This window comes from Sphingomonas sp., from assembly GCF_019242355.1.
In the GTDB taxonomy this organism is placed as follows: domain Bacteria; phylum Pseudomonadota; class Alphaproteobacteria; order Sphingomonadales; family Sphingomonadaceae; genus Sphingomicrobium.
Genome location: NZ_JAFAVR010000142.1, coordinates 1 through 22,078, shown reverse-complemented (window position 1 = coordinate 22,078; position 22,078 = coordinate 1). Strand labels below are relative to the sequence as shown.

The following is a 22,078-nucleotide window of genomic DNA, read 5'->3' as shown; positions in this document are numbered from 1 at the left end:
AAACGCTCACCGAGTTGGGCGCCGAGGTTCGCTGGGCGTCGTGCAATATCTTCTCGACCCAGGACCACGCCGCCGCCGCAATCGCAGCGCACAACATCCCGGTGTTCGCGATCAAGGGCGAGACCCTTGAAGACTATTGGCAATATGTCGTCCGCATCTTCGACTGGGGCCACGACACGACTTGCAACATGATCCTCGACGACGGCGGCGACGCCACCATGTTCGCGTTGTGGGGAGCTCGGGTCGAGGCGGGGGAGCAGCTGTTCACCCCATCCAACGAGGAAGAGGAAGTGTTCGTCGCGACGCTGCAGCGCTTCATCAAGGAGCGTCCGGGCTATCTCACCAAGACGGTGCAGGCGATCAACGGCGTGTCGGAAGAGACGACGACCGGCGTCCACCGCCTGTACGAGCTCGCCAAGCAGGGCAAGCTTCCGTTCCCGGCGATCAACGTCAACGACAGCGTCACCAAGTCGAAGTTCGACAATCTCTATGGCTGCAAGGAGAGCCTGGTCGACGCGATCCGCCGGGCGACCGACGTCATGCTGGCCGGCAAAGTCGCCTGCGTCGCCGGCTATGGCGACGTCGGCAAGGGCTCGGCCGCATCGCTTCGTAACGGCGGTGCCCGCGTGCTGGTCACCGAGATCGACCCGATCTGCGCCCTGCAGGCGGCGATGGAAGGTTATGAGGTCGTGACGATGGAAGAGGCGACCAAGCGCGCCGACATCTTCGTCACCGCGACCGGCAACATGGACGTCATCACCGTCGACCACATGCGCGCGATGAAGAACATGGCGATCGTCTGCAACATCGGCCACTTCGACAGCGAGATCCAGATCGGCGGCCTCGCCAACATGAAGTGGACCGAGATCAAGCCCCAGGTCGACGAGGTCGAGTTTCCCGACGGCAAGCGGATCATCGTGTTGTCGAAGGGCCGCCTCGTGAACCTCGGCAACGCGACCGGCCACCCGAGCTTCGTGATGAGCTCCAGCTTCACCAACCAGGTGCTGGCGCAGATCGAGCTGTGGACCAAGTCGGCCGACTACAAGAACGATGTCTACGTCCTGCCCAAGCACCTCGACGAGAAGGTCGCGCGGCTGCACCTCGACAAGCTTGGCGTGAAGCTCACCACCCTCAGCGACAAGCAGGCATCGTACATCGGGGTTTCAGCCGAAGGCCCGTTCAAGCCGGATCACTACCGCTATTGATGACTTGTCGCGGGCAAATTGACCAATAAGGGCGCGATCGAAGACTCCGCGCGCGCGAGGCTTCTGCGCGCGTGCGACGATGCGCGCGCGGTTGTTGCGGAAAATCCTCAGGACGAAGCGGCGACGCTGGTTCTTCGCGACGTGGTCGAGCGCTTCGCGCGTGCCTTCCCGTACAATCCAGACGGCCTCGATGCGCCGCAAGCGGTTCTCGACGCTCGCCAGCTGATCGCGCTCGGCCGACTGGAAGAAGCCGAAATCCTCGTCAGGGCCCACCTGAGGAGGATCCGGCATGATCCCACGGCCATGCACCTGATGGCCGAGATCGCCGCCAAGTGCGACCTGCGGGAGGATGCCGAGCGAATCCTGCGCGAGTCCGCAAGGATTCATGCGCATTCCCACGAGGCTTGGACCAGCCTGGGAATGACCTTGCACCGCATTGCATGCGAGAAGGACTATCCGGATTTCCTGCCTCAGGCGATCAAAGCGCTGGACGAGGCGCTCCGCTGCAATCCGGATTTTGAACCGGCGCAGGCCTACAAGGCGTCGATTTTCATCCAGACGCGGGGGCTGGAGCTTGGCTACGCCGCCTTCGAGCGCCTGCTGGAGATGCGGCCCCAGGGGTCGATGCACTGGCTCAACTTCGGATATGTCCTGAAAACGATGGGCGAGTTCGGCAGGGGCGTCGCTGCCTATCGAACGGCGACGGCTCTCGATCCGACCAATGGAGCGGCCTGGTGGGGATTGGCCAATCTCAAGGTCGCAAGCCTTTTCGATCATGACGTGGAGGCGATGGAGACGGTCCTTGACGATCCGGACCTGCCGGATCCGACGCGCGTGGACATTTCGTTCGCGCTCGCAAAGGCGCTCGACGAACGCAAGCAGTATGAAGCCGCCGCTCGGCGACTGGAGCAGGGAAACCGTATTCGCGCGAAGTCACCGACCCGTCACAATGACGTCGTCGGATCGGGCGTCGAATTCACACGGAACGTCTTTACGCGGCGATTCTTCGAGGACCGCGAGGGTTGGGGAGATCCAAGGCCGGAGCCCATCTTCATCGTCGGAATGCCGCGGGCCGGCTCGACCCTGGTCGAGCAGATCCTCGCCAGCCATTCGCGGATCGAGGGAACGGAGGAGCTCTTCGTCCTTCACCAGCTCGAGACCGAGCTGGGAACGATGCGCCCTGGCATGCCGCCGGCCGACCTTGTTCGCGGGCTGAGCGAGAAGGACTGCGTTCGTCTCGGAGGCCGCTACCTCGATCTTGCGAGCAGATCGAGGCACTCGAACCGTCCACTGTTCACGGACAAGAACCCGGCCAACTGGCGCTACACCGGGCTCATCCATTGCATCCTTCCGAACGCGAAGATCATCGATGTGCGGCGCAACCCGATGGATTGCTGCTTCGCCAATTACCGGCAGCATTTCCATGCGGGCCTGGACTTCAGCTATGATCAAGGAGAGCTCGGCCGCCACTATCGCGATTACGTCGGGATCATGCGGCATTTCGACGACGTGCTGCCCGGCCGCGTGTACCGGCTCATCCACGACGACCTCGTCGACGATTTCGAGGGCCAGGTGAGACGGCTGCTACAGTATGTCGGAGTTGAGTTCGAGGAATCGTGCCTGCGGTTCTTCGAAACGAAGCGCGCGATCTTCACGCCGAGCGCGGAGCAGGTTCGGCAGCCTATAAACCGCAGCGGATTCGGCATCTGGCGGAATTACGAACCGTGGCTCGGCGAGCTCAAAAGCTCCCTGGGCGATCTGCTGGACGACTGGCGAGCCTAGCCTGGCGGGGGCCCATTTCTGTATGTGGCATTAATGTGACACGGTCGGGCTATTTGCCCATGGTCACGTCGTCCGTCATTTTGTTTTGCAATCAAGCTGCTTACGGGTTCCCACGATATTTATCTCTCGAGGGGGAACCTAGCGTATGCGCGCCTCAAATGCGGTCATTCTTTCATCCATTTCGCTGATCGCCCTGACGGCCAGCCCGGCTTATGGGCAGGCCACTCCCGCGGCTCCGGTGGACACGACGCCGCAGAAGACCCAGGACAGCGAAAAGCCGCGGGCCACCACCAGCGCGACCAACGCGCAGGGTCAGCCGGTGGCGAGCGAGCAGGGACCGGCCATTGTCGTGACCGGGTCGCGCATTCGCCGCAACAATTTCAACACTCCGCAGAACGTCGACATCATCACTCGCGACGACCAGATCCTCGCTGGTACGCGGTCGACCTCGGAAGTGCTGCAGTCCGCGACCGTCACGTCGGGCACGTCGCAGATCAACGGATCCTTCCTGGGCTACCTGTCCGATAACGGTCAGGCCGCCAGCACCGTCGGTCTTCGCGGTCTTGGCTCGCAGCGCACCCTGGTCCTGCTCAACGGCCGTCGCCTGGCGCCGGCCGGCGTCGGCCCGCAGCTGGTTGCCGCCGACCTCAACGTTCTGCCGACGTCGCTCGTGCAGCGCATCGAGGTCCTTCGCGAAGGCGCGTCTTCGATCTACGGTTCGGACGCCATCGCGGGCGTCATCAACATCATCACGGACACGTCGATCAACGGCGTGACCCTCGATGGCTATTCCGATCATCCGCTGTACGCCAAATATGGTGACACGATGCGTGCGTCGATCACGGCGGGCAAGACCTTCAGCCGTGGCCACATCACCGGCGCGTTCGAGTTCCGCAACGACCAGGGGCTGCGCCTCGGCGATCGTAAGGACACGAGCTGCGTTCGTGAGCTCGCCTATCGGGACGATAACAACCAGGAAGTCGGGCAGATGGTCCCGGGCGGCACCGCGCTTCGCTGCTTCCCGTTCGAGCGTGACGTTCTGGGTTCTCCGCAAGGTTACGGCGTTGGCGCCAGCTTCAACGGTGCGCCGGGCGTCCGTCTGAGCCTCCAGGGCTATGATACGGGCAATCCGACCCTGTTCGGACCGCCCGCCAACGTCCGTCCCGGCGCGGCTCCCGGCAATTACAGCTACCTTCCGGAAACGCGTAAGCTCTTCCTGGACAACACCGTGCAGAGCCCGATCAAGACGTTTACGGGTTACTTGAACGGTGCCTACGACCTGGGCATCCTCGGCGATGCGGAACTGTATGGCGAGGGGCTCTTCACGCGCCGTCTGTCGCATCAGTGGAGCACCGACCGGATCGACTACCAGAGCGTGCCGAACTACGATCAGGCACAGCTGTACGGCGGTAACTACGCCGGCACCCCGCTCGAGCAGTATGGCTTTCCCGTCACGCCGTTCTTCCCGGTGGCGTGGGCCAATGCCGGATATAACTACTTCGGCCCGTTCATCATGCCGAACCGCCTGTTCGAGCAGAAGCAGAAGGTCGACTTCTGGCGCGCGAATGGCGGCTTGCGCGGCAACCTCGGCTTCGGCGACTGGCGTTACGATGCCAACGTCCAGCTCTCGCGCACGAAATCGCGTGAAGACGTGCAGACGCCGCTGGGCTACAACCTCGGCAACACTGCGATCACCGCGCTTGCGCCGTCGGGAGTTCCTGGACAATACACCGTCACGGCCCTTCCGGGTCAGGTCGGTGCCGGCAATGTCTATACGTGCGCCAGCAACCTGACCGACGGCGCCTACAACGGCGGCAAGTGCGTTCCGATCAATTTCTTCGATCCGAACGTCCTCATCAACGGCAACTTGCCGCAGGCGGCGTACGATTATCTGTACCCGATGGTAAATTACACCAGGACGAAGTTCAAAGACGAAACCTACAGCCTGGCGCTCGATGGAACGCTGTTCCAGCTCCCGGGCGGTGCGGTGAAGGCCGCCGTCGGCGTCGAGCGTCGCCACAGCCACATCGAGGATCGGCCAGGCGCAGAGCGTGCCGCTGGCGATCTCCTCTATTACGGCACGGCCGGCAACACGATCGGCAGCGATACGGTCAACGAAGCCTATGCTGAGTTCGACGCACCGATCCTGAAGGATCGTCCGTTCTTCAACCTGCTCGAGATCGAAGGGTCGGGGCGCTATACCCACTACCAGTCGTACGGTAACGGCTTCACTTATCACGCCAGTGCTCAGTGGTCGCCGATCCCGGCCCTCCGGTTCCGCGGCAACTACGGTACGAACTTCCGCGCACCGAACCTCTACGAGCAGTTCATCGCTGATGAGGTCGGCTATTACGGCGTGTCGGTCGATCCGTGCGTGAATTTCGCAGCCCAGTATCAGCCCACCGATACGGTCTATAAGAACTGTCTCGCGGCTTTGACGCCGATCCTTGGCAACAATGCGACCAAGTTCGACCCGCCGGGTGGTTCCATTCCGGTCACAACGTCGGGTGGGCGAGGTGTCCTCAAGGCCGAGAAGGCAAGGACGTACGGCTTTGGTGCAGTCGTGACGGTACCGCGGCGGATTGCGGACATCTCGCTCTCGGCCGATTATTGGCACGTCAAGGTGAAGGGCGAGGTGGGCCAGCTCGGCAACCTGATCCTGACCTACTGCTACGAGGCGACCGATTTTGCGACTAATCCCTATTGCGCGTTGATCGGGCCGCGGCTGACGGTCGACCAGGTTGTGCAGCCGGATCAGGCGGGCGTGATTGGCTCGTTCCGCAACCCGTACGTCAACATCTCGAAGCAAATCGCATCTGGCATCGACTTCGACGCGCGCTTTGCAACGCCGCTCTTTGGGGGCAACTTCCAGGCTCAGTTGCAGGCAACGCGCAACCTGTCCCAGAAGCTCGAGATCTTCCCGGGTCAGGGCCTGACCGAGTATAACGGTACGCTCGGCTACCCCGGACAGAACGGTGGACCGAAGTGGGTCGGAACACTCGACGCGCGGTTCAAGACGGCCAGCAACATCACCTTGCGTTGGGGCGTGAAGTATATCGGTCCGTCCAACTCGCAGGATCAGGACCCGCATCTCACGATCAATACGTGTGAGGGCGATCCGACGCCGTGCCCGACCAAGATCCACTACGATCTCACTGCCGAGGCTTATTGGGAGCATGGCGCGTCGGTCCAGTTCGAGTGGCCGAACGTCGGACAGATCACCTTCGGCATGAATAACATCTTCAATGCCAAGCCGCCTGTGATCAGCAGCGCCTATAAGGTGGGCTACTCTCGGTTCGGGAACTTCTTCGGCGGCGGTGCCTACGATTACCGCGGCCGGTCGGCCTTCGTGAACGTGACGCGTTCGTTCAAGTAAGCCAATCGACCATCGATCCTTCAAAGGGCGGGAGAAATCCCGCCCTTTTTTTGCCCATGCGAGTCACGGAAGGAAAACCGGAGCTTTGCCTGATCCATAGGCTCGGCTCGAGGAGCCCGGCCCCGGTGGTTCGACCAAGCCGAAGCGCGAAGGAGCAGCCGCGTGGCGGTGCCATGATAACGATAGCTCCGTCCAGCCCGCCGCTAAGCGCGTCTTCGACCCTTTGTTTTGCCGTTGCTCCCGCATATGAAATGAAATCTGCGACGGGAGCTGCATGATGGAGGGGGGTGCGACGGTTAGCGTTATCGCAGCCGCGCTCGTGCTTTTCTGGATTCTTGTCGCCGCTGCGCTGTCGTTCCTCGCCGCACGCCGGTTTCGGATTGCCGAGACGGTGCTCGCAAGCGCCAAGTCGACGGCGGCACTCCTCGACGCGGCCCCGGCGCGTCCGCTCCTGGTCCGACCGGACGGCAGCCTCGACATCGATCCCCGTCTCGCTCGCGAGCTTGGCCTCGCTTCGATGCCGGCGCGCCTCGAGGATCTTGTGGTCGACGGAGCAGGCCTTGCGAGCGGCGATTTCGAGCAATTGCGCGCGGTGATCGAGTCCGCCCGCCTCTCTGCCGGCCGCCTGTTCCTGAAGGTGCGCGCCGGCGGCTCCGGCCGCTCGTTCGAGGTTCGCGGCGGCCCGGCGCCAGCTGACGAACCGCCGGGAACGCTGCTGCTCTGGTTCCTCGATACCAGCGCGGGCGAGGAGGAACGGGCCGGCTTGACGCTTCGGCTGCGGCAGACCGAGGCTGCGCTCGACTCCCTCGCGCACCTGATCGAGGCCGCGCCCTTTCCGATGTGGTATCGTGGGCCTGACCTTCGGCTTGGGCTGGTCAATCACGCCTTCGTCGAAGCTGTCGAAGGCCGCGACGCCGCAGACGTAATTGCTCGCTCCGCGGAGCTGATCGACGGCGAGGGCGAGGACAGCGCCGTCGCGGCGGCCATGCAGGCGCTCGAAAGCGGTAACGCGCAATCGCGGATGCAGCCGGCGATCCTGGGCGGCGAGCGGAGAATGCTCCGGGTCGTCAATGTTCCGCTTCCGACCGGCGCCGTCGCGGGCTTCGCGATCGACGTCCAGGATCTCGAGGAGGCGCGCAGCGAGCTCGGGCGGCACATGGAGTCGCAGCGTGAGCTCGCCGACCGGATGACTGCCGGCGTCGCCCAGTTCGACGCCGACCGGACGCTGAGCTTCTTCAACCAACCGTTCGCGGCGATGGCTCAGGTCGATCCCGAATGGCTAGCCGAATCGCCGGAGTTCGACCGCGTTCTGGAGCGCATGCGCGAAAACCACCGCCTGCCTGAAGTGCGCGACTTCCCGGCGTGGAAGGCTGAGCGGCGGGCCTGGTTCAGCAGCCCCGACGAGGCGGTCGAGGAAGAATGGATGCTGCCGAACGGCGACCACGTCCGTGTCGTCGCCCAGCCGCTGCCCGACGGCGGGTTGCGGCTGTTCGCCGAGGACCGGACGGAGCAGCTGCGTCTCGCTTCCGCGCGAGATACTCTGCTTCGCGTCCGGGCGGCGACGTTCGACAATCTGTTCGAGGCGATCAGCGTTTTCGCCAGCGACGGTCGCCTCTACCTGTGGAACCGCCGTTTCATCGAGCATTGGGAACTGGACGAGGACTGGCTGAATGGCCACCCGCGTGTCGACGAACTGGTTCCGGCAATGGCGCGCAAGCTCGTCAACCCGACGGCGGCGGCTCAGATCCGGGAGATGGTCCGGCAGACGACCAACGAGCGGCAGTCGGCGAACGGCCGCATCTCCATGACCGACGGGCGGCACTTCCAATTCGCGGCGGTACCCCTGCCGGATGGGAATGCTCTGTTCACGATGGTCGACGTCACCGATTCCGCTCGGATCGAGGAGGCGCTGCGGGAGCGGGCGAAGGCGCTCGAGGAGGCGGACCGGGTCAAGACCGATTTCGTCGCCAACATGAGCTATGAGCTGCGCACCCCACTGACCTCGATCGGGGGCTTCGCCGAGCTTCTCGCGGGTGGATATGCGGGCGACCTGACGGTCAAGGGCCGCGACTATGTGAGCGCGATTCTCGAATCCGTCGAGCGATTGTCGAAACTTATCAACGACGTCCTAGACCTCACGACAGGAAACACGCGCGGTGTCGTCCTCGAGCGTGAGCGGATCGACCTTGCAGGCCTGTGCCGGACGGCAGCGGAGGCGGCGCGGACGCGAGCGGCCGAGAAGGCCCAGCGGCTTGAGACCGACATCTCGACCACTGCCGGCATCGTGTTTGGCGACGCCCGGCGGCTGCGGGAATCAATCGAGCACGTGCTCAACAACGCGATGGCCTATACCGATCGCAAGGGCCGCATCCGCCTAGAGGCCGGCGGCGACGACGGCCAGGCCGTGGTCCGGATCAGCGACAACGGACCGGGCATTGCCGCCGAGGACCTGCCGCGCGTGTTCGACCGCTTCGACCGAATCGTCGAGGCGGGCGTGAGAGGAGAGGCGGCGCTCGGCCTCGGACTACCGTTGACGCGGCAGTTCATCGAGGCGCACGGGGGCACCGTCGAACTTGAATCCGAGAAGGGCAAGGGCACGACGGTCGTCCTGACGATCCCGCGAAAGCCCCAATGATCCTAGGCAGCGAGCACGAGACGGCGGCTGCCGGCGCCGCGCTCGCGAAGCGCGTTCGCGCCGGCGACGTGATTACCCTGTCCGGGCCGCTCGGCGCCGGCAAGACGGCCTTCGCCCGCGGGTTGATTGCCGCGCTCGGGCACGATGGGGAAGTGCCGAGCCCCAGCTTTGCCATCGTCCAGCCATATGAGGACCTGGTCCTGCCCGTCTGGCACGTCGATCTATACCGGCTGCAGGACCCGTCGGAGCTCGACGAGCTAGGCCTGGACGCGAGCGCCGGCGGCGTTCTCCTGATCGAATGGCCGGAGCGGGGCGGCGCCGACCGATGGCCGGGGGCGCTCGCCCTGTCGCTCGAGGTCATGCCCGAGGGCGGACGGCGCTTGACAGCGAAGGTGCCGCCGCCATGGGAGAGCCGATGGCCAACCCGATGACTCCGCCCGACCATGCGGCAGACTTCCTTCAGCGGGCAGGGTGGGGTGGTGCGCGCATCGAGCCGCTCGCCGGCGATGCGTCGTTCCGGCGCTATTTCAGGGTGATCGGCAATGACGGCCAGGCGGTGTTGATGGACGCGCCGCCACCGCACGAGGATCCGCGACCCTTCATCGCCGTAGCCGAATGGCTGGTCGGCCACGGCCTCAACGCTCCCGAGATTCTTGCACGGGACCTGGACCGTGGCCTGCTCCTGCTCGGCGACTTCGGCGACACCCGGCTGCGGGAGACGCTCGATACCGCGCCTGAACGGGAAAGGGAGCTTTACGAGCGCGCGACCGACGTGCTCGTCCATCTCCACAGCCACCCGCCGATGGACGGCCTGCGTCCTCACGGGCTCGAGCAGTGGCTGGAGGAGCTGAAGCTGTTCACCGACTGGTATTGCCCGGCCGTCGGGATAGAGGTGGACCCAGCGGCGTACCAGTCGGCCTGGCAGGAGGTGCTCGCGCCGGTGGCGGCGGACGGGCTCGGTCCGGTCACGGTTCTTCGCGATTACCATGCCGAGAACGTGATGCTGGTCGAAGGCCGAAGCGGCGTCGCCCATTTCGGCCTGCTCGATTTCCAGGACGCGTTGAGAGGCCACCCGGCGTACGATCTCGCCTCGGTGCTCGAGGATGCGCGCCGCGACGTGTCGCCGGACATCGAGCGCGAAATGATCGAGCGTTACGTCGAGGCGACGGCCGGTGGCGATCGCTTCGAGCGTGCCTACTGGGCATTGGCAGCCCAGCGCAACACGCGAATCCTCGGCGTCTTCACGCGGCTTTGGAAGCGGGACGGCAAACCCGGATACCGGCGTTTCCAACCACGTATGTGGGGACTCCTCGAGCGTGACCTGGAGAGGCCGGGGCTTGAGCCGGTGCGCGATTGGTTCGATGCCAATGTTCCTCCGGCGTACCGCCGCGCGCCCTGGCAGGACGCCCAATGAGCGTCGCGCAGCGGGCTCTGCGCCTGCGCGCGGAAGTGCCGGCCGAGGTGCCGCACACCGCGATGGTGATGGCCGCCGGGCTTGGCAAGCGGATGCGACCGCTGACCGCGACTCGGCCGAAGCCGCTGGTCACGGTTGCCGGGCAGGCGCTTCTCGACCACGTGCTCGATCGGCTGAAGGCCGCGGGTGTCCGCAAGGTGGTGGTCAACGTCCACTATCTGGCCGATGCGGTGGAGGCGCATCTCGCCAGCCGCCGCCACGGGCTCGACGTTGCCATATCCGACGAGCGCTCGCTTCTGCTGGAGACCGGCGGCGGCCTCGTGAAGGCAGCGCCGCTGATCGACTGTGACCCGTTCCTGTCGGTCAACAGCGACAATTTGTGGGTCGACGGGCCCGCCGATACGCTGCGGCTGCTGGCGTCGCACTGGGACGACCGCAGGATGGACGCCTTGCTTCTGCTGGTACCGCTCGCCCGGGCCGAGAACCATGGCGGGATGGGTGATTTCCACATGGACCGGGAGGGTCGGCTTCGGCGGCGGGCGCGCAGCCGCGTTGCGCCGTTCGTCTTTACCGGCATCCAGATGCTTTCAAAGCGCCTGTTGCGCGATGCGCCGGAGGGGCCGTTCTCGACCAACATCTTCTGGGACCGGGCGATCGCCGAAGGACGGTGCTTCGGAGTCGTTCACCAGGGCCTGTGGTTCGACGTCGGCACGCCGGCCGCCATCCAGATGACCGAAGCGGCGCTCCAGAATGTCTGACGCAGCGGCGGAGCGCCCCGGCGACCCGTCCGTCTACACCATTCCCGCCCATCGGTCGTTCGCGGACGCACTTGCGGACGGACTGATCCAGCGATTCGGCGGCGATCCGCTCGAGCTCGCCCGCGGGCGCATCCTTCTGCCCAACAACCGAGGCGTGCGCGCGGTTACGGACGCCTTCGTGCGGGCGAGCGGCAGCGGCCTGCTATTGCCGCGGCTGATCCCGATCGGCGATCCTGAGATCGACGAGCGCATCGGTGGTGCGCTCGGCCCCATCGACGCCGCCGCGGCAATCCCGCCGGCGATCGATCCGCTCGACCGTCTGCTGGCCCTGGCCGAGATCGTTGCGGGCGAGGTGACGAGCAGTGCCGAAGCCTTCCGTCTCGCGCAGGAGCTTGGCCGAACGCTCGATGCGCTGCTCGTCCAGGAGATCGAGCCGAGGGAGCTTGCCGAAGCCGCGGCCGATGCACCCGATCTCGCGGTTCACTGGCAGGTTTCGCTCGACCGGCTTCGGGCGATCATCGAGCAATGGCCGGCACGGCTTGCGCTCCTTGGCCGGATCGATCTCGCGGACCGGCACAATCGGCTGCTTCGTCGCCTCGCCGGGCGCTGGCGCGAGACTCCGCCGCAAGGATTCACGATCGCCGCCGGAATCACCACTGCCGCGCCGGCGGTCGCAAGGCTGCTTCGGTGCGTCTCGCGCATGCCGGACGGGATGGTCGTCCTGCCGGCGCTCGCCCTTGAACGCAGCATGCCGAGCGAGGAATGGGACGCCCTCGACGCTGACAACGGCAAGCGCGGGCAAACTCACCCGCAGTTTCATCTCAAGCAATTGCTCGACAGGATGGACGTTGCGCGCGGGGACGTGAAGACCTGGCCGGCGGGAGGGCGCGCGGCCTCGCCCGCGGCTCGAGGGCGTGCCGTCGACAACGCCATGACCCTCGCGGCGTTCACGGACAAATGGAGCTCGCTGAACCCGGCCGAGCGCCGCCTGACGGGCGTTCGTGCGGCCGAGTTCGCGGACCCTGCGGCCGAGGCGCAGGGGATCGCGCTGGCGCTGCGCGAGGCGCTCGAGACGCCCGGGCGGACGGCGGCGCTCGTGACTCCCGACCGCACCCTCGCCCGGCGGGTGTCGGCCCTCCTCAGACGCTGGGGCGTGGATGCCGACGACAGTGCCGGCCGATCGCTGTCCGAGACGGCTCCAGGCACGCTTCTTCTTGCGGTCACAGGGGCCGTGGCGGAAGATTTCGCGCCGGTGCCGCTGCTTGCGCTGTTGAAGCATCCGTTGGTTGGCGGCGAGGGGCCCGAGCGGCTCGGCTGGCTGGAGCAGGTGCGGACGCTCGACCTTGCATTGCGGGGTCCGCGACCTGCCGCCGGCGTTCTCGGACTGGACGGGTATTTCAAGGCTAAGGGCACGGAGGTCGCGGCTGTCTGGAAGGCCATTCGCGCCCGTCTGGCAGGCTTGGAAGGGATTTTCGCCAGTCCGCTCACCCTCGGCGATCTCGCGTCCGCGCTTTCGGAGGCGGCGGAGCGTCTTGCCGGCGACGCGGCATGGCGCGGCCAGGATGGCCGAATGGCCGCCGAACTGGTGTCCGAACTGCAAGCAAAAGAGGGGTCGAAACGGCTCACGGTTGCCGCGACCGACGCGGTGCCGCTGCTTCGGCAGCTTCTTGACGGCGAAAGCGTCCGGCCGCCCTATGGAGGGCATCCCAGGATCTTCATATGGGGCCTGCTCGAAGCGCGGCTGCAACATGCCGACCTCATGGTGCTTGGCGGGTTGAACGAGGGAGTCTGGCCGGCCGCTCCGCAACCCAATCCGTGGCTCGCCCCGAAGATCCGGTCGAACCTTGGCCTACCCGGGCTGGAGTTTCGGATCGGCCTGTCGGCGCACGATTTCGCAAGCGCGCTTGGGGCGCCGAGCGTGCTGATCACGCGAGCGCGGCGGGACAGCAGGTCGCCGACCGTGGCGTCGCGGCTGTGGCTGCGACTGGAAGCGATGACGGGCGGGATCACTCGTGACGTTCGTTTGGAACGGCTGGTCGAGGCGATCGACGTGCCCGATTCCGTGAAGCCTGCCGATCGTCCGGCGCCGAGTCCGCCCGGCGACGCTCGGCCGCGCAAGATTTCCGTCACCTCCGTCGATCGACTGAAGGCCGATCCGTTCGCGTTCTACGCGCGCGAGGTGCTGAAGCTGCCGAGCCTCGACGCCGTCGATGCTGATCACACCGCGGCCTGGAAGGGAACGGCGGTCCACCTGGTCCTGCAGGAATGGCAGGAGAGCGACGACTGCACGCCCGACCGGCTTCTGCCGAGGGCGCAGGAGCTGCTGGGCCGGGACATCATCCATCCGATGCTTCGCGCCTTGTGGTCGCCGCGCCTGATCGAGGCGATCCGCTGGGTCGAGGAGCAGGAAAAGGCGAACCGCGAGCAGGGCCGGCGACCGCTGGTCGCCGAGAAACGCGGCGAGGCGGTGATCGCGGGCGTGACGCTCCACGGCAAGGCCGACCGGATCGACAAGCTTGCGGATGGCGGGCTCGGGATCGTCGACTACAAGACGGGCAAGGCGCCTGCGCCCAACGCGGTGAACGCCGGGTTCGCACTTCAGCTAGGGCTTCTTGGGCTGATCGCAGAAGCTGGCGGGTTCGACGCGGTCAGCGGTCTTCCGAGGCTTTTCGAATACTGGTCCCTGACCAAATATGCCGACAAGTTCGGGCGTCGCGTCTGTCCCGACAAGGGCATGGGGCCGGACGAGTTCCTCGCCCATGCGGCCCGCAATTTCGAGGAGGCGGCGGGACGGTGGCTGACCGGCGACGAGGCCTTCACGGCGAAGCTGCACCCGGCCTTCGCGCCGTATGGCGAGTATGACCAGCTGATGCGGCTTGAAGAATGGTACGGCCGCGGATGAGGGCCTGGGGGAGGCGGCTAGCGCTTGCGCGGCGACTTCTTGACGGTCGATGCGTAAAGCAGGGCGGCAACAATGGCGGCCGAGCCGATGCCGACCGCGACTCCGGCCTTGACCAGCTTCGCGCGGCGGCCGTCGCTGTCCTCGTCCCGTTGGTTGCTGTCGCTCATCGCCCTGTCCTGATCGTGTTTCCGGGTGCCATGTCTATGGGTTCCCGGAGCGCTTTGAAAGCGTCGCGGACATGACCCGCCGCTTCAAGCCGCTGCCGGTGCTCGAGGGCGAGCAGGCGAGCGCTGTCGACCCGGCAATCAATGCCTCGCTGTCGGCATCGGCCGGCACAGGCAAGACGCAGGTGCTGACAGGACGCGTTCTCCGCCTGCTGCTGAGCGGGGTCGCGCCGGAGACGATCCTCTGCGTGACCTTCACCAAGGCCGGCGCGGCCGAGATGGCGAACCGCATCGGCGACCGGCTCGCGGCCTGGGTGCGGATGCCCGACGCGAAGCTGCGCAAGGACCTGTTCGCCCTCGGCGAGAGCGACGACCCGCTGACGCTGCAGGCCGCGCGGCGGCTGTTCGCGCGGGTTCTCGACGCGCCTGGCGGATTGCGCATCCAGACCATTCACAGCTTCGCGCAGACCCTTCTTGCGTCCTTCCCGGCGGAAGCGGGGATCACGCCGGGATTTCAGCCGATTGAGGGGCGGGCGGAGCAGGAGCTGGCTCGCTCGACCCTGGCCAGCCTGCTTGCCGATGCAGAGGCGCAGGGCAACGAGCAGCTGCTATCTGACGTGCGCTGCCTCAGTCTTCGGCTGGGTGAGGGCGGAGCGGTCGATTATCTGATGCGGTGCGCGCGCTCGGGCGATGCGCTGGCGTCGCTCGGCGAGATGGCATCGGTCGAAGCCCGGCTGGGTCAGATGATCGGCCTGCCCGACGGCTCGGTGGAGGATTATCTCGCGAGCCATTGCGGTGACGACCGCTTCGATTGCGATGTCCTCCGCGCGATCGCGGACGCAAACCGACGCTGGGCGACGTCCACTGGGACGGACCTTGCCGCCAAGGTCGATGCGTGGCTGGCGCTGCCCCCCGGCGAGCGCGCGGAGTCGCTACCGGATTTCGCCTTGATCGTGTTCACCGGCTCGGGCGAGTTGCGCAAGGTGACCGCGGGCCAGCGCAAGGCGGATCCGGCCTATGACGCGCATGCTGAGCGGCTTGCGGCTGCGGTGGCCGAGCTGCTGCGAATCCAGCGCGGCGCGCGCCTCGCGGCGGAGATGGCCGCAGGGCTTCGCGCCGGGATGGCCTTTGCGCGCGCCTATTCCGCGGCGAAGCGAAGCGCGGGCGTCGCCGACTTCAACGACCTCATCGGCTGGACTCGGAACCTGCTCGATCAGCCCGGGATGGGTGACTGGGTGCGTTACAAGCTCGACCAACGGACCGATCACATCCTCGTCGATGAATCGCAGGACACCAACCGTGACCAGTGGGCGATCATCCAGGCTCTTGCGGGCGAATATTTCAGCGGGGTGGGCGCGGCAGAGCGGCGGCACCGGACGATGTTCATCGTCGGCGACTTCAAGCAGGCGATCTTCCGCTTCCAGGGCACCGATCCCGCGGAGTTCCGGCGCGCGTCCGACTGGGTACGGGACCAGTCCGAAACCCTCCGCGATGCCGCCGCCGAGGCGGACGAACGGGCTATCTCAGCGCCCGAGTTCCGGAGCCTGTCGATCGACGCCAGCTTCCGCTCGGCGCAAGCCGTCCTCGATGTCGTCGATGCGGTGATCGACAACGTTGGACATCGCGCCATGGGTATCGAGGACGCTCCCAACCGCCATCGCGCGTATTTTGCTGGCTGGCCCGGCATAGTCGAACTGTGTCCGCCATTCGAAGCGCTCGACTTGGACGAGGATGCCGGAGAGGAATCGTGGGTCGACGAGACGGACCGGCTTTATGCCGCCGCGTTGGCGAAGCAGGTTAAGAGCTGGCTGGACGAGGCGCCGGTCCTGCAAACGACGGAGCGGCCGATGACGCCGGGCGACGTGCTTATCCTGGTTCGGAGCCGGGGCGAGCTGGCGTCGCTGATCGTCGCGCGGCTGTTTGCCGAGCACGTTCCGGTCGCCGGCATCGATCGCCTGCACCTTCAGGAACCGCTCGCGGTCCGCGACCTGCTGGGGGCGATGGCGTTCGCCGTGCAGCCGCGCGACGATCTCAACCTCGCGAACCTGCTGGTTTCACCGTTGCTCGGCTGGGACCAGCAGCAATTGTTCGACCTTGCGCACGCGCGCGGCAGCCATTCCCTGTGGAAGACGCTCGGCGAGCGCGCCGGCGAGCGACCGGACTTCGCGGAGGCGCGGGACGCGCTCCTCTCGCTTCTGGCCATGGCGGACTATACGACTCCGCATCGCTTCCTCGAAACGGTGTTGACCGGGCCGATGCAGGGCCGACGCAAGCTCTATGGGCGGCTCGGCGCGTCCGCCCGCGACCCCACCGACGAATTGCTGTCGAGCGCCCTCGAGTTCGAGCGCGGCGAAACGGTCTCGCTCGATCGCTTTCTGTCCTGGTTCTCCAAAGGCGACGTCGAGATCAAGCGCGATCCGTCGGCGCCCGGCAACGCGGTGAGGGTGATGACGGTGCACGGCGCCAAAGGGCTTGAGGCGCCGGTCGTGGTCCTTGCAGATTCAACCGCCGATCCAGACCGGCTAGGCGGCCCGTCGAACGTTTTGCAGCTGCCGATCAGCAACGCTCGGGTGCCGCTCGTCCGGCCCCGTAAGGCCGAGGCGATGGCGCCGTTCGATGCCGTCATGGTCGACGACAAGCTTCGCGACCTCGAGGAACATTGGCGCCTGCTCTATGTCGGCATGACCCGCGCCGCCGAGCGGTTGGTGGTCGCCGGTGTGAAACCGCGCGGCGAGCGGTCCGCGAACTGCTGGCACACGAGGGTCGAGCAGGCGCTGACGGGACTCGGCGCGCAATGGGAACAGGGCGGCGCCGGTAACCAAGTCCTCCGCTATCTCGGAACGGTGCGCGCAGGGGCGATCCGGCCAAGACGGGCGCGGCGCGATGTGATCGCACCCGCCGTGCCAGTATGGGCGCTCGCCGAAGCTCCCCCCCAGTCCCGGCCGCCGCGTCCGCTCGCGCCGTCGGCGATCGCAGAGGACCGGGAGCCGGCGCCGCCGCCGAGCGAAACCATGCGGGCGGCGGCCCGGCGCGGCACGCTCATTCACCATCTGCTGGAGCGCCTTGCCGATGTCGCACCGGCGCATCGCCGGGCCGGCGGGTTGCGGTGGCTGGAGCAAACAGCGGAGGCAGTGACGGCCGAGCAGCAGGTCGAGATCGTCGAGGAGGTCTGTCGGGTCCTCGAACAGCCCTCGCTGGCGCCGCTGTTCGGTCCGGGCTCGCTGGCAGAAGCGCCGCTTGCCGCGACCTTGCCCGACGGCCGCGTGATCGCCGGCACCGTCGACCGCTTGCTGGTGGAGGCCGATCACGTCTCCGTGCTCGACTTCAAGACCGGTCGCGTGCCGCCTGGCGAGGCTTCAATCCCGAACGCACACCGGGCGCAGATGGGCGCCTACGCCGAGGCGCTGCGAGTGATCTTCCCGGGCCGGGCGATCCATGCGGCGCTGCTCTACACCGGTGGGCCGCAGCTATTCGAGCTGCCGACTTGAGAGGCGGACCGCGACTGCCCATATGTTCTCCAAGTTCACGTCATCAGGAGAGTCGCGCGCCATGAGCACCAAGACGGTCACCGACCAGAGCTTTTCATCCGATGTGTTGGGTGCCGACGGACCGGTGCTCGTCGATTTCTGGGCCGAATGGTGCGGCCCGTGCCGGATGATCGCGCCGGCTCTTGAGGACATCTCGAAGGAACTCGGCGAGAAGGTCACGATCGCCAAGCTCAATATCGACGAGAATCCCGACACCCCGGGCCGTTACGGCGTTCGCGGCATTCCGACGATGCTGTTGTTCAAGGGCGGCCAGCCGATCGCGCAAAAGGTTGGCGCTGCGCCGCGCAGCCAGATCCAGCAGTGGCTCGAGAGCAATCTCGACACGGCGGGTCAGGGCGTGCGCCAAGCCTAGAGGCGGATCATTCGGGCGGCTCGGTTCCTTCGAGACCGCGTGTGTCCGGCCGGAACCTGTCGTGCCGCGGCAGATCATCGCCGGGATCGAACCACGGCACCCTGCTTGCCCAGAAAATGTGAAACATGGGTGCGATGGCGCCCGGGTCGTCCAGCGTCGCAACGCTGAAGTCGATGGTTTCCGGTTGGTGGTCGACCTGCATCAGGAAAGGCGTGCCGCACTCGCCGCAGAAGGTGCGATGGCCGAAGCTGGACGAGGCAACCGACTTCACGCTGCTCGCGCCTGAGGTCCAGGCCAAGTCCCCTTCCGGAACCGACGCGAAGACCATCGCCGGCGCGCCGCTGGTGAGCTGGCACGTCCGGCAATGGCACCAGCCGCAATCGAACGGATCGCTTTTCAGCTCGTAGCGGACAGTGCCGCACATGCATCCACCGGTCAGCCCCATGCGGCCTCCGTTAATTGACTAGCAGCAGGGCGCTCCTTACATCGCCGGGCGCAGTTTCCCCAGCCGCCGCGAGAAGTTTTCGACCTTTCTCTAACGCGCTGGCATTTAAGGATTTTCCATGTTCGCCGCAGTGGCAAAGAGCATCTTCGGATCGGCCAACGATCGCTATGTCCGCGGTCTCGGCAAGTATGTCGACGCGGTCAACGGCTTCGAGCCGACGATTTCCGCGCTCAGCGACGAGGAGTTGCGTGGCCAGACGGACGTTTTCCGGCAGCGGCTGGCAAGCGGCGCCAGGCTTGACGACTTGTTGCCCGAAGCCTTTGCAACGGTTCGCGAAGCGGCTCGTAGAACGCTTGGCCAGCGACACTACGACGTCCAGCTGATCGGCGGCATTGCCCTCCATCGCGGCGAAATTGCCGAAATGAAGACGGGCGAAGGCAAGACGCTGGTCGCGACGCTCGCGGTTTATCTCAACGCGCTCGAAGGCAAGGGCGTCCACGTTGTCACGGTGAACGACTATCTCGCCACTCGCGACGCCGGCTGGATGGGACAGGTCTACCGATTCCTCGGCATGACCGTCGGCGTCATCGTCCCCAACCTGACCGACCAGCAGCGGCGGGATGCTTACAACGCCGATATCACCTACGCGACGAATAACGAACTCGGCTTCGACTACCTGCGCGACAACATGAAATATTCGCGCGAAGAGATGGTCCAGCGGCCGTTCCATTTCGCGATCGTCGACGAGGTGGATTCGATCTTGATCGACGAGGCTCGCACGCCGCTCATCATCTCGGGCCCTACGGATGATAAGTCCGACCTCTACATCTCGGTCGACCGCCTGGTGAAGACCTTGCTCGAGTCGGACTACGAGAAGGATGAGAAGCAGAAGAGCGTCGTCCTGACGGAAGAGGGCACGGAGAAGTCGGAGCGGCTGCTCGAAGGCGAGGGGCTGATCGAAGGCCGTAATCTCTACGACATCGCCAACACGCAGGTCGTCCATCACCTGAACCAGGCGCTCAAGGCGAACGTCATGTTCAAGAAGGACATCGACTATATCGTCAAGGATGGGAAGGTCGTCATCATCGACGAGTTCACCGGCCGGATGATGGACGGACGGCGCTGGTCGGACGGGCTTCACCAGGCGGTCGAGGCCAAGGAAGGCGTGCAGATTGAGCCCGAGAACCAGACACTCGCCTCAATCACCTTCCAGAACTACTTCCGGATGTATCCGAAGCTCGGCGGGATGACCGGCACCGCGATGACCGAGGCGCCGGAATTCTTCGACATCTACAAGATGAACGTGGTCGCGATCCCGACCAACGTTCCCGTTCGCCGCGCCGATGAGGAGGATGAGTTCTACAAGACGATGCCCGAGAAGTTCGGAGCAATCGCCAAGGAGCTCAAGGCCAAGCAGGAGCAGGGGCAGCCCGCGTTGGTCGGCACGGTGTCGATCGAGAAGTCCGAGATGCTGTCCGAATATTTGAATGCGGAGGGCATCAGGCATTCGGTGCTGAACGCCCGCTTCCACGAACAGGAAGCCCATATCGTCGCCCAGGCCGGGCGGATTGGCGCAGTAACGATCGCGACCAACATGGCTGGGCGCGGAACGGACATCCAGCTCGGCGGAAACCTCGAGTTCCGGATGCTCGACGAGACTCCGGACCTCGTTGCCGGATCGCCCGAATATGAGACTCGCGCCGAGAAGGTCCGAGAGGAAATCGCCGCGGAGAAGCAGCGCGTGCTCGAGCTCGGCGGGCTCTACGTGCTCGGCACGGAGCGCCACGAGAGCCGGCGCATCGACAACCAGCTGCGCGGCCGTTCGGGGCGGCAGGGCGATCCGGGCCTGTCGAAGTTCTACCTCAGTCTCGACGACGACCTGCTTCGAATCTTCGGTCCGCAGACCATGTTCTCGCGGCTGATGAACAAGAACCTCGAGGACGGCGAGGCGATCGTCAGCCCGTGGATTTCCAAGGCGATCGAGACTGCGCAGAAGAAGGTCGAGGCACGCAACTACGACATCCGCAAGCAGGTCGTCGAATTCGACGACGTCATGAACGACCAGCGCAAGGTCATCTACGAGCAGCGCGCCGACATCATGGATGCCGAGAGCGTCTCGGAGACCATCTCGGATATGCGCGCGGAGACGGTCCATTCGATCATCGCCGTGAACTGTCAGGAGGGGACCTATCCGGAGCAGTGGAACGTCGAGGAGCTCAAGGAGAGCGTCCGGGTCATCTTCGGCCTCGAGCCGCCGATTGATTCCTGGATGCAGGAAGAGGCGGTCGATCCTGAGCTGGTGTCGGAGCGGGTGCTGAAGCTCGCCGACGACGCGATGGCCGAGAAGGTCAAGGAGATGGATCCCGAGCGGTGGGTCGAAGTCGAAAAGCAGATCCTGCTCCAGACCCTCGATCATCACTGGAAGGAGCATCTTTCGACGCTCGATGCGCTTCGCCAGGTGATCCACCTCCGGAGCTATGCCCAGAAGAAGCCGATCGATGAGTACAAGCAGGAAGCCTTCCTGCTGTTTGAGCGGCTGCTGGTGTCGATCCGCGAGGAGGTGACGCGGACCCTGATGAACGCGCAGTTGCAATTCCAGGAACCGTCTTTGCCAACGCTGCCCGACTTCATCACGCAGCATTTCGATCCCCTCTCCGGGGACGACAACACGGCCGACATCGACGGTTCAGTGCGTGGTCTCTCGGCCCTGCCTGAACTCGGCATTCCGCAGCCCGCTTATCCGCAACGCGAAGACGGCGCGGTCGTCGAGGCGCCGATCAGTCGCAATGCGCCGTGCCCCTGCGGCTCCGGTCTCAAATATAAACACTGCCACGGTCAGGTCGCCTGAGCGAGGTTGGCCGCTTCCCACTGAGCCATGATTGTATCCGTTTGCCTGTGGGACGGTGGAAGCGGTTGCTGATGGGGGGAGGCTCGAAGAGTATTTTCCCTGGCGGGCGCGGATCGAGGCGCTTCCGGCGATCCATGCGCTGGACTGACGTTCAGGGAATTGCATAAGCGGGACTGCCGCGCCTAGGCAGCGCCGACATGTCTGCCGATTCACAGACGCGGCCAAGCCGCACAGATTCCCGATCACGTCCCCGACCAGTGGACCGCTCAGACCTGCGCCGGGCCTATCGCCCTGACGAAGAGCAGGTCGCCAACGTCCGGATTGCCGAAGCCAGGCTTCCGGCCGAAACGGCGGCCGAAGCTGGGGCGATTGCCCGGGCGCTCGTCAACGGCATGCGTTCTCACAAGCCGTCCGGGCTTGATGCTTTCCTTCATGCCTATGACCTCGGCTCGGACGAGGGCATCGCGATGATGTGCCTTGCCGAGGCGCTGCTCCGGATTCCCGATTCGCGGACGGCCGACGAGCTGATCGCCGACAAGCTCTCCGGGCCGGACTGGTCCGATCAGCTCGGCCGGTCGGAATCCTCGTTCGTCAATGCGGCGACCTTCTCCCTGCTCTTGACCGGCAAGGTGCTGGGAGGCGCGAACGA

General features: G+C 65.4%; 14 protein-coding genes and 1 pseudogene. 12 read left to right on the top strand and 3 right to left on the bottom strand.

Annotated features, from left to right (window positions below):
- The coding region (ahcY, locus tag JOZ79_RS07150; protein WP_294072534.1) for an adenosylhomocysteinase at positions 1-1,205 on the top strand (1,205 nt) is incomplete at its 5' end.
- Here ahcY and JOZ79_RS07145 read toward each other — a convergent pair.
- Positions 1,164-1,478 carry a hypothetical protein gene (locus tag JOZ79_RS07145; RefSeq protein ID WP_294072532.1) on the bottom strand — a complete coding sequence of 105 codons (315 nt, stop codon included), beginning with the start codon at positions 1,476-1,478 and terminating at the stop codon, positions 1,164-1,166. The two genes, ahcY and JOZ79_RS07145, sit on opposite strands and share 42 nt — an antisense overlap.
- A 30-nt stretch (positions 1,479-1,508) precedes the next feature.
- Here JOZ79_RS07145 and JOZ79_RS07140 point away from each other — a divergent pair, with 30 nt between their 5' ends.
- The 7 genes from JOZ79_RS07140 (at position 1,509) to addB (ending at position 14,072) form a co-directional block, all read left to right on the top strand.
- A complete protein-coding gene (locus JOZ79_RS07140) occupies positions 1,509-2,987 on the top strand; it encodes a sulfotransferase (protein WP_294072529.1) in 1,479 nt (492 codons plus the stop codon).
- Positions 2,988-3,132: 145 nt separating this feature from the next.
- Positions 3,133-6,363 carry a TonB-dependent receptor gene (locus JOZ79_RS07135; protein WP_294072526.1) on the top strand — a complete coding sequence of 1,077 codons (3,231 nt, stop codon included), beginning with the start codon at positions 3,133-3,135 and terminating at the stop codon, positions 6,361-6,363.
- A gap of 319 nt (positions 6,364-6,682) precedes the next feature.
- Positions 6,683-8,998 carry a PAS domain-containing sensor histidine kinase gene (locus JOZ79_RS07130; RefSeq protein WP_294072523.1) on the top strand — a complete coding sequence of 772 codons (2,316 nt, stop codon included), beginning with the start codon at positions 6,683-6,685 and terminating at the stop codon, positions 8,996-8,998.
- Complete coding sequence (gene tsaE, locus JOZ79_RS07125; protein ID WP_294072521.1) at positions 8,995-9,429, top strand: tRNA (adenosine(37)-N6)-threonylcarbamoyltransferase complex ATPase subunit type 1 TsaE; 435 nt, start codon at positions 8,995-8,997, stop codon at positions 9,427-9,429. The genes JOZ79_RS07130 and tsaE overlap by 4 nt, the downstream gene beginning before the upstream one ends.
- On the top strand, positions 9,426-10,412 hold the full coding sequence (locus JOZ79_RS07120) for a phosphotransferase (protein ID WP_294072537.1): 987 nt from the start codon (positions 9,426-9,428) through the stop codon (positions 10,410-10,412). The genes tsaE and JOZ79_RS07120 overlap by 4 nt, the downstream gene beginning before the upstream one ends.
- The gene (locus tag JOZ79_RS07115; RefSeq protein WP_294072519.1) at positions 10,409-11,170 is read left to right on the top strand and encodes a nucleotidyltransferase family protein; all 762 of its coding nucleotides are present in this window, start codon (positions 10,409-10,411) and stop codon (positions 11,168-11,170) included. The genes JOZ79_RS07120 and JOZ79_RS07115 overlap by 4 nt, the downstream gene beginning before the upstream one ends.
- On the top strand, positions 11,163-14,072 hold the full coding sequence (addB, locus tag JOZ79_RS07110) for a double-strand break repair protein AddB (RefSeq protein ID WP_294072517.1): 2,910 nt from the start codon (positions 11,163-11,165) through the stop codon (positions 14,070-14,072). Before JOZ79_RS07115 ends, addB begins: the two co-directional genes overlap by 8 nt.
- Before the next feature lie 17 nt (positions 14,073-14,089).
- Here the strand turns inward: addB and JOZ79_RS07105 are convergent, their stop codons facing one another.
- Positions 14,090-14,239 carry a hypothetical protein gene (locus tag JOZ79_RS07105; RefSeq protein ID WP_294072515.1) on the bottom strand — a complete coding sequence of 50 codons (150 nt, stop codon included), beginning with the start codon at positions 14,237-14,239 and terminating at the stop codon, positions 14,090-14,092.
- 71 nt (positions 14,240-14,310) lie between these two features.
- Here JOZ79_RS07105 and addA point away from each other — a divergent pair, with 71 nt between their 5' ends.
- Together addA and trxA are read left to right on the top strand one after the other, a co-directional pair.
- Entirely contained in the window at positions 14,311-17,724 is a 3,414-nt protein-coding gene (gene addA / locus JOZ79_RS07100; RefSeq protein ID WP_294072512.1) for a double-strand break repair helicase AddA, read from the top strand.
- Between the two features lie 61 nt (positions 17,725-17,785).
- A complete protein-coding gene (trxA, locus tag JOZ79_RS07095; RefSeq protein ID WP_294072510.1) occupies positions 17,786-18,136 on the top strand; it encodes a thioredoxin TrxA in 351 nt (116 codons plus the stop codon).
- Between the two features lie 7 nt (positions 18,137-18,143).
- On the opposite strand, the gene JOZ79_RS07090 is transcribed toward trxA, so the two are convergent.
- Positions 18,144-18,581: a GFA family protein gene (locus JOZ79_RS07090; RefSeq protein ID WP_294072508.1), complete on the bottom strand. Its 438-nt coding sequence runs from the start codon at positions 18,579-18,581 to the stop codon at positions 18,144-18,146.
- 118 nt (positions 18,582-18,699) lie between these two features.
- On the opposite strand from JOZ79_RS07090, the gene secA reads away from it, so the two are divergent.
- On the top strand, positions 18,700-21,429 hold the full coding sequence (secA, locus tag JOZ79_RS07085) for a preprotein translocase subunit SecA (RefSeq protein ID WP_294072505.1): 2,730 nt from the start codon (positions 18,700-18,702) through the stop codon (positions 21,427-21,429).
- Positions 21,430-21,686: 257 nt separating this feature from the next.
- Positions 21,687-22,078: pseudogene (locus JOZ79_RS07080) on the top strand (bifunctional proline dehydrogenase/L-glutamate gamma-semialdehyde dehydrogenase); the annotation flags it as partial.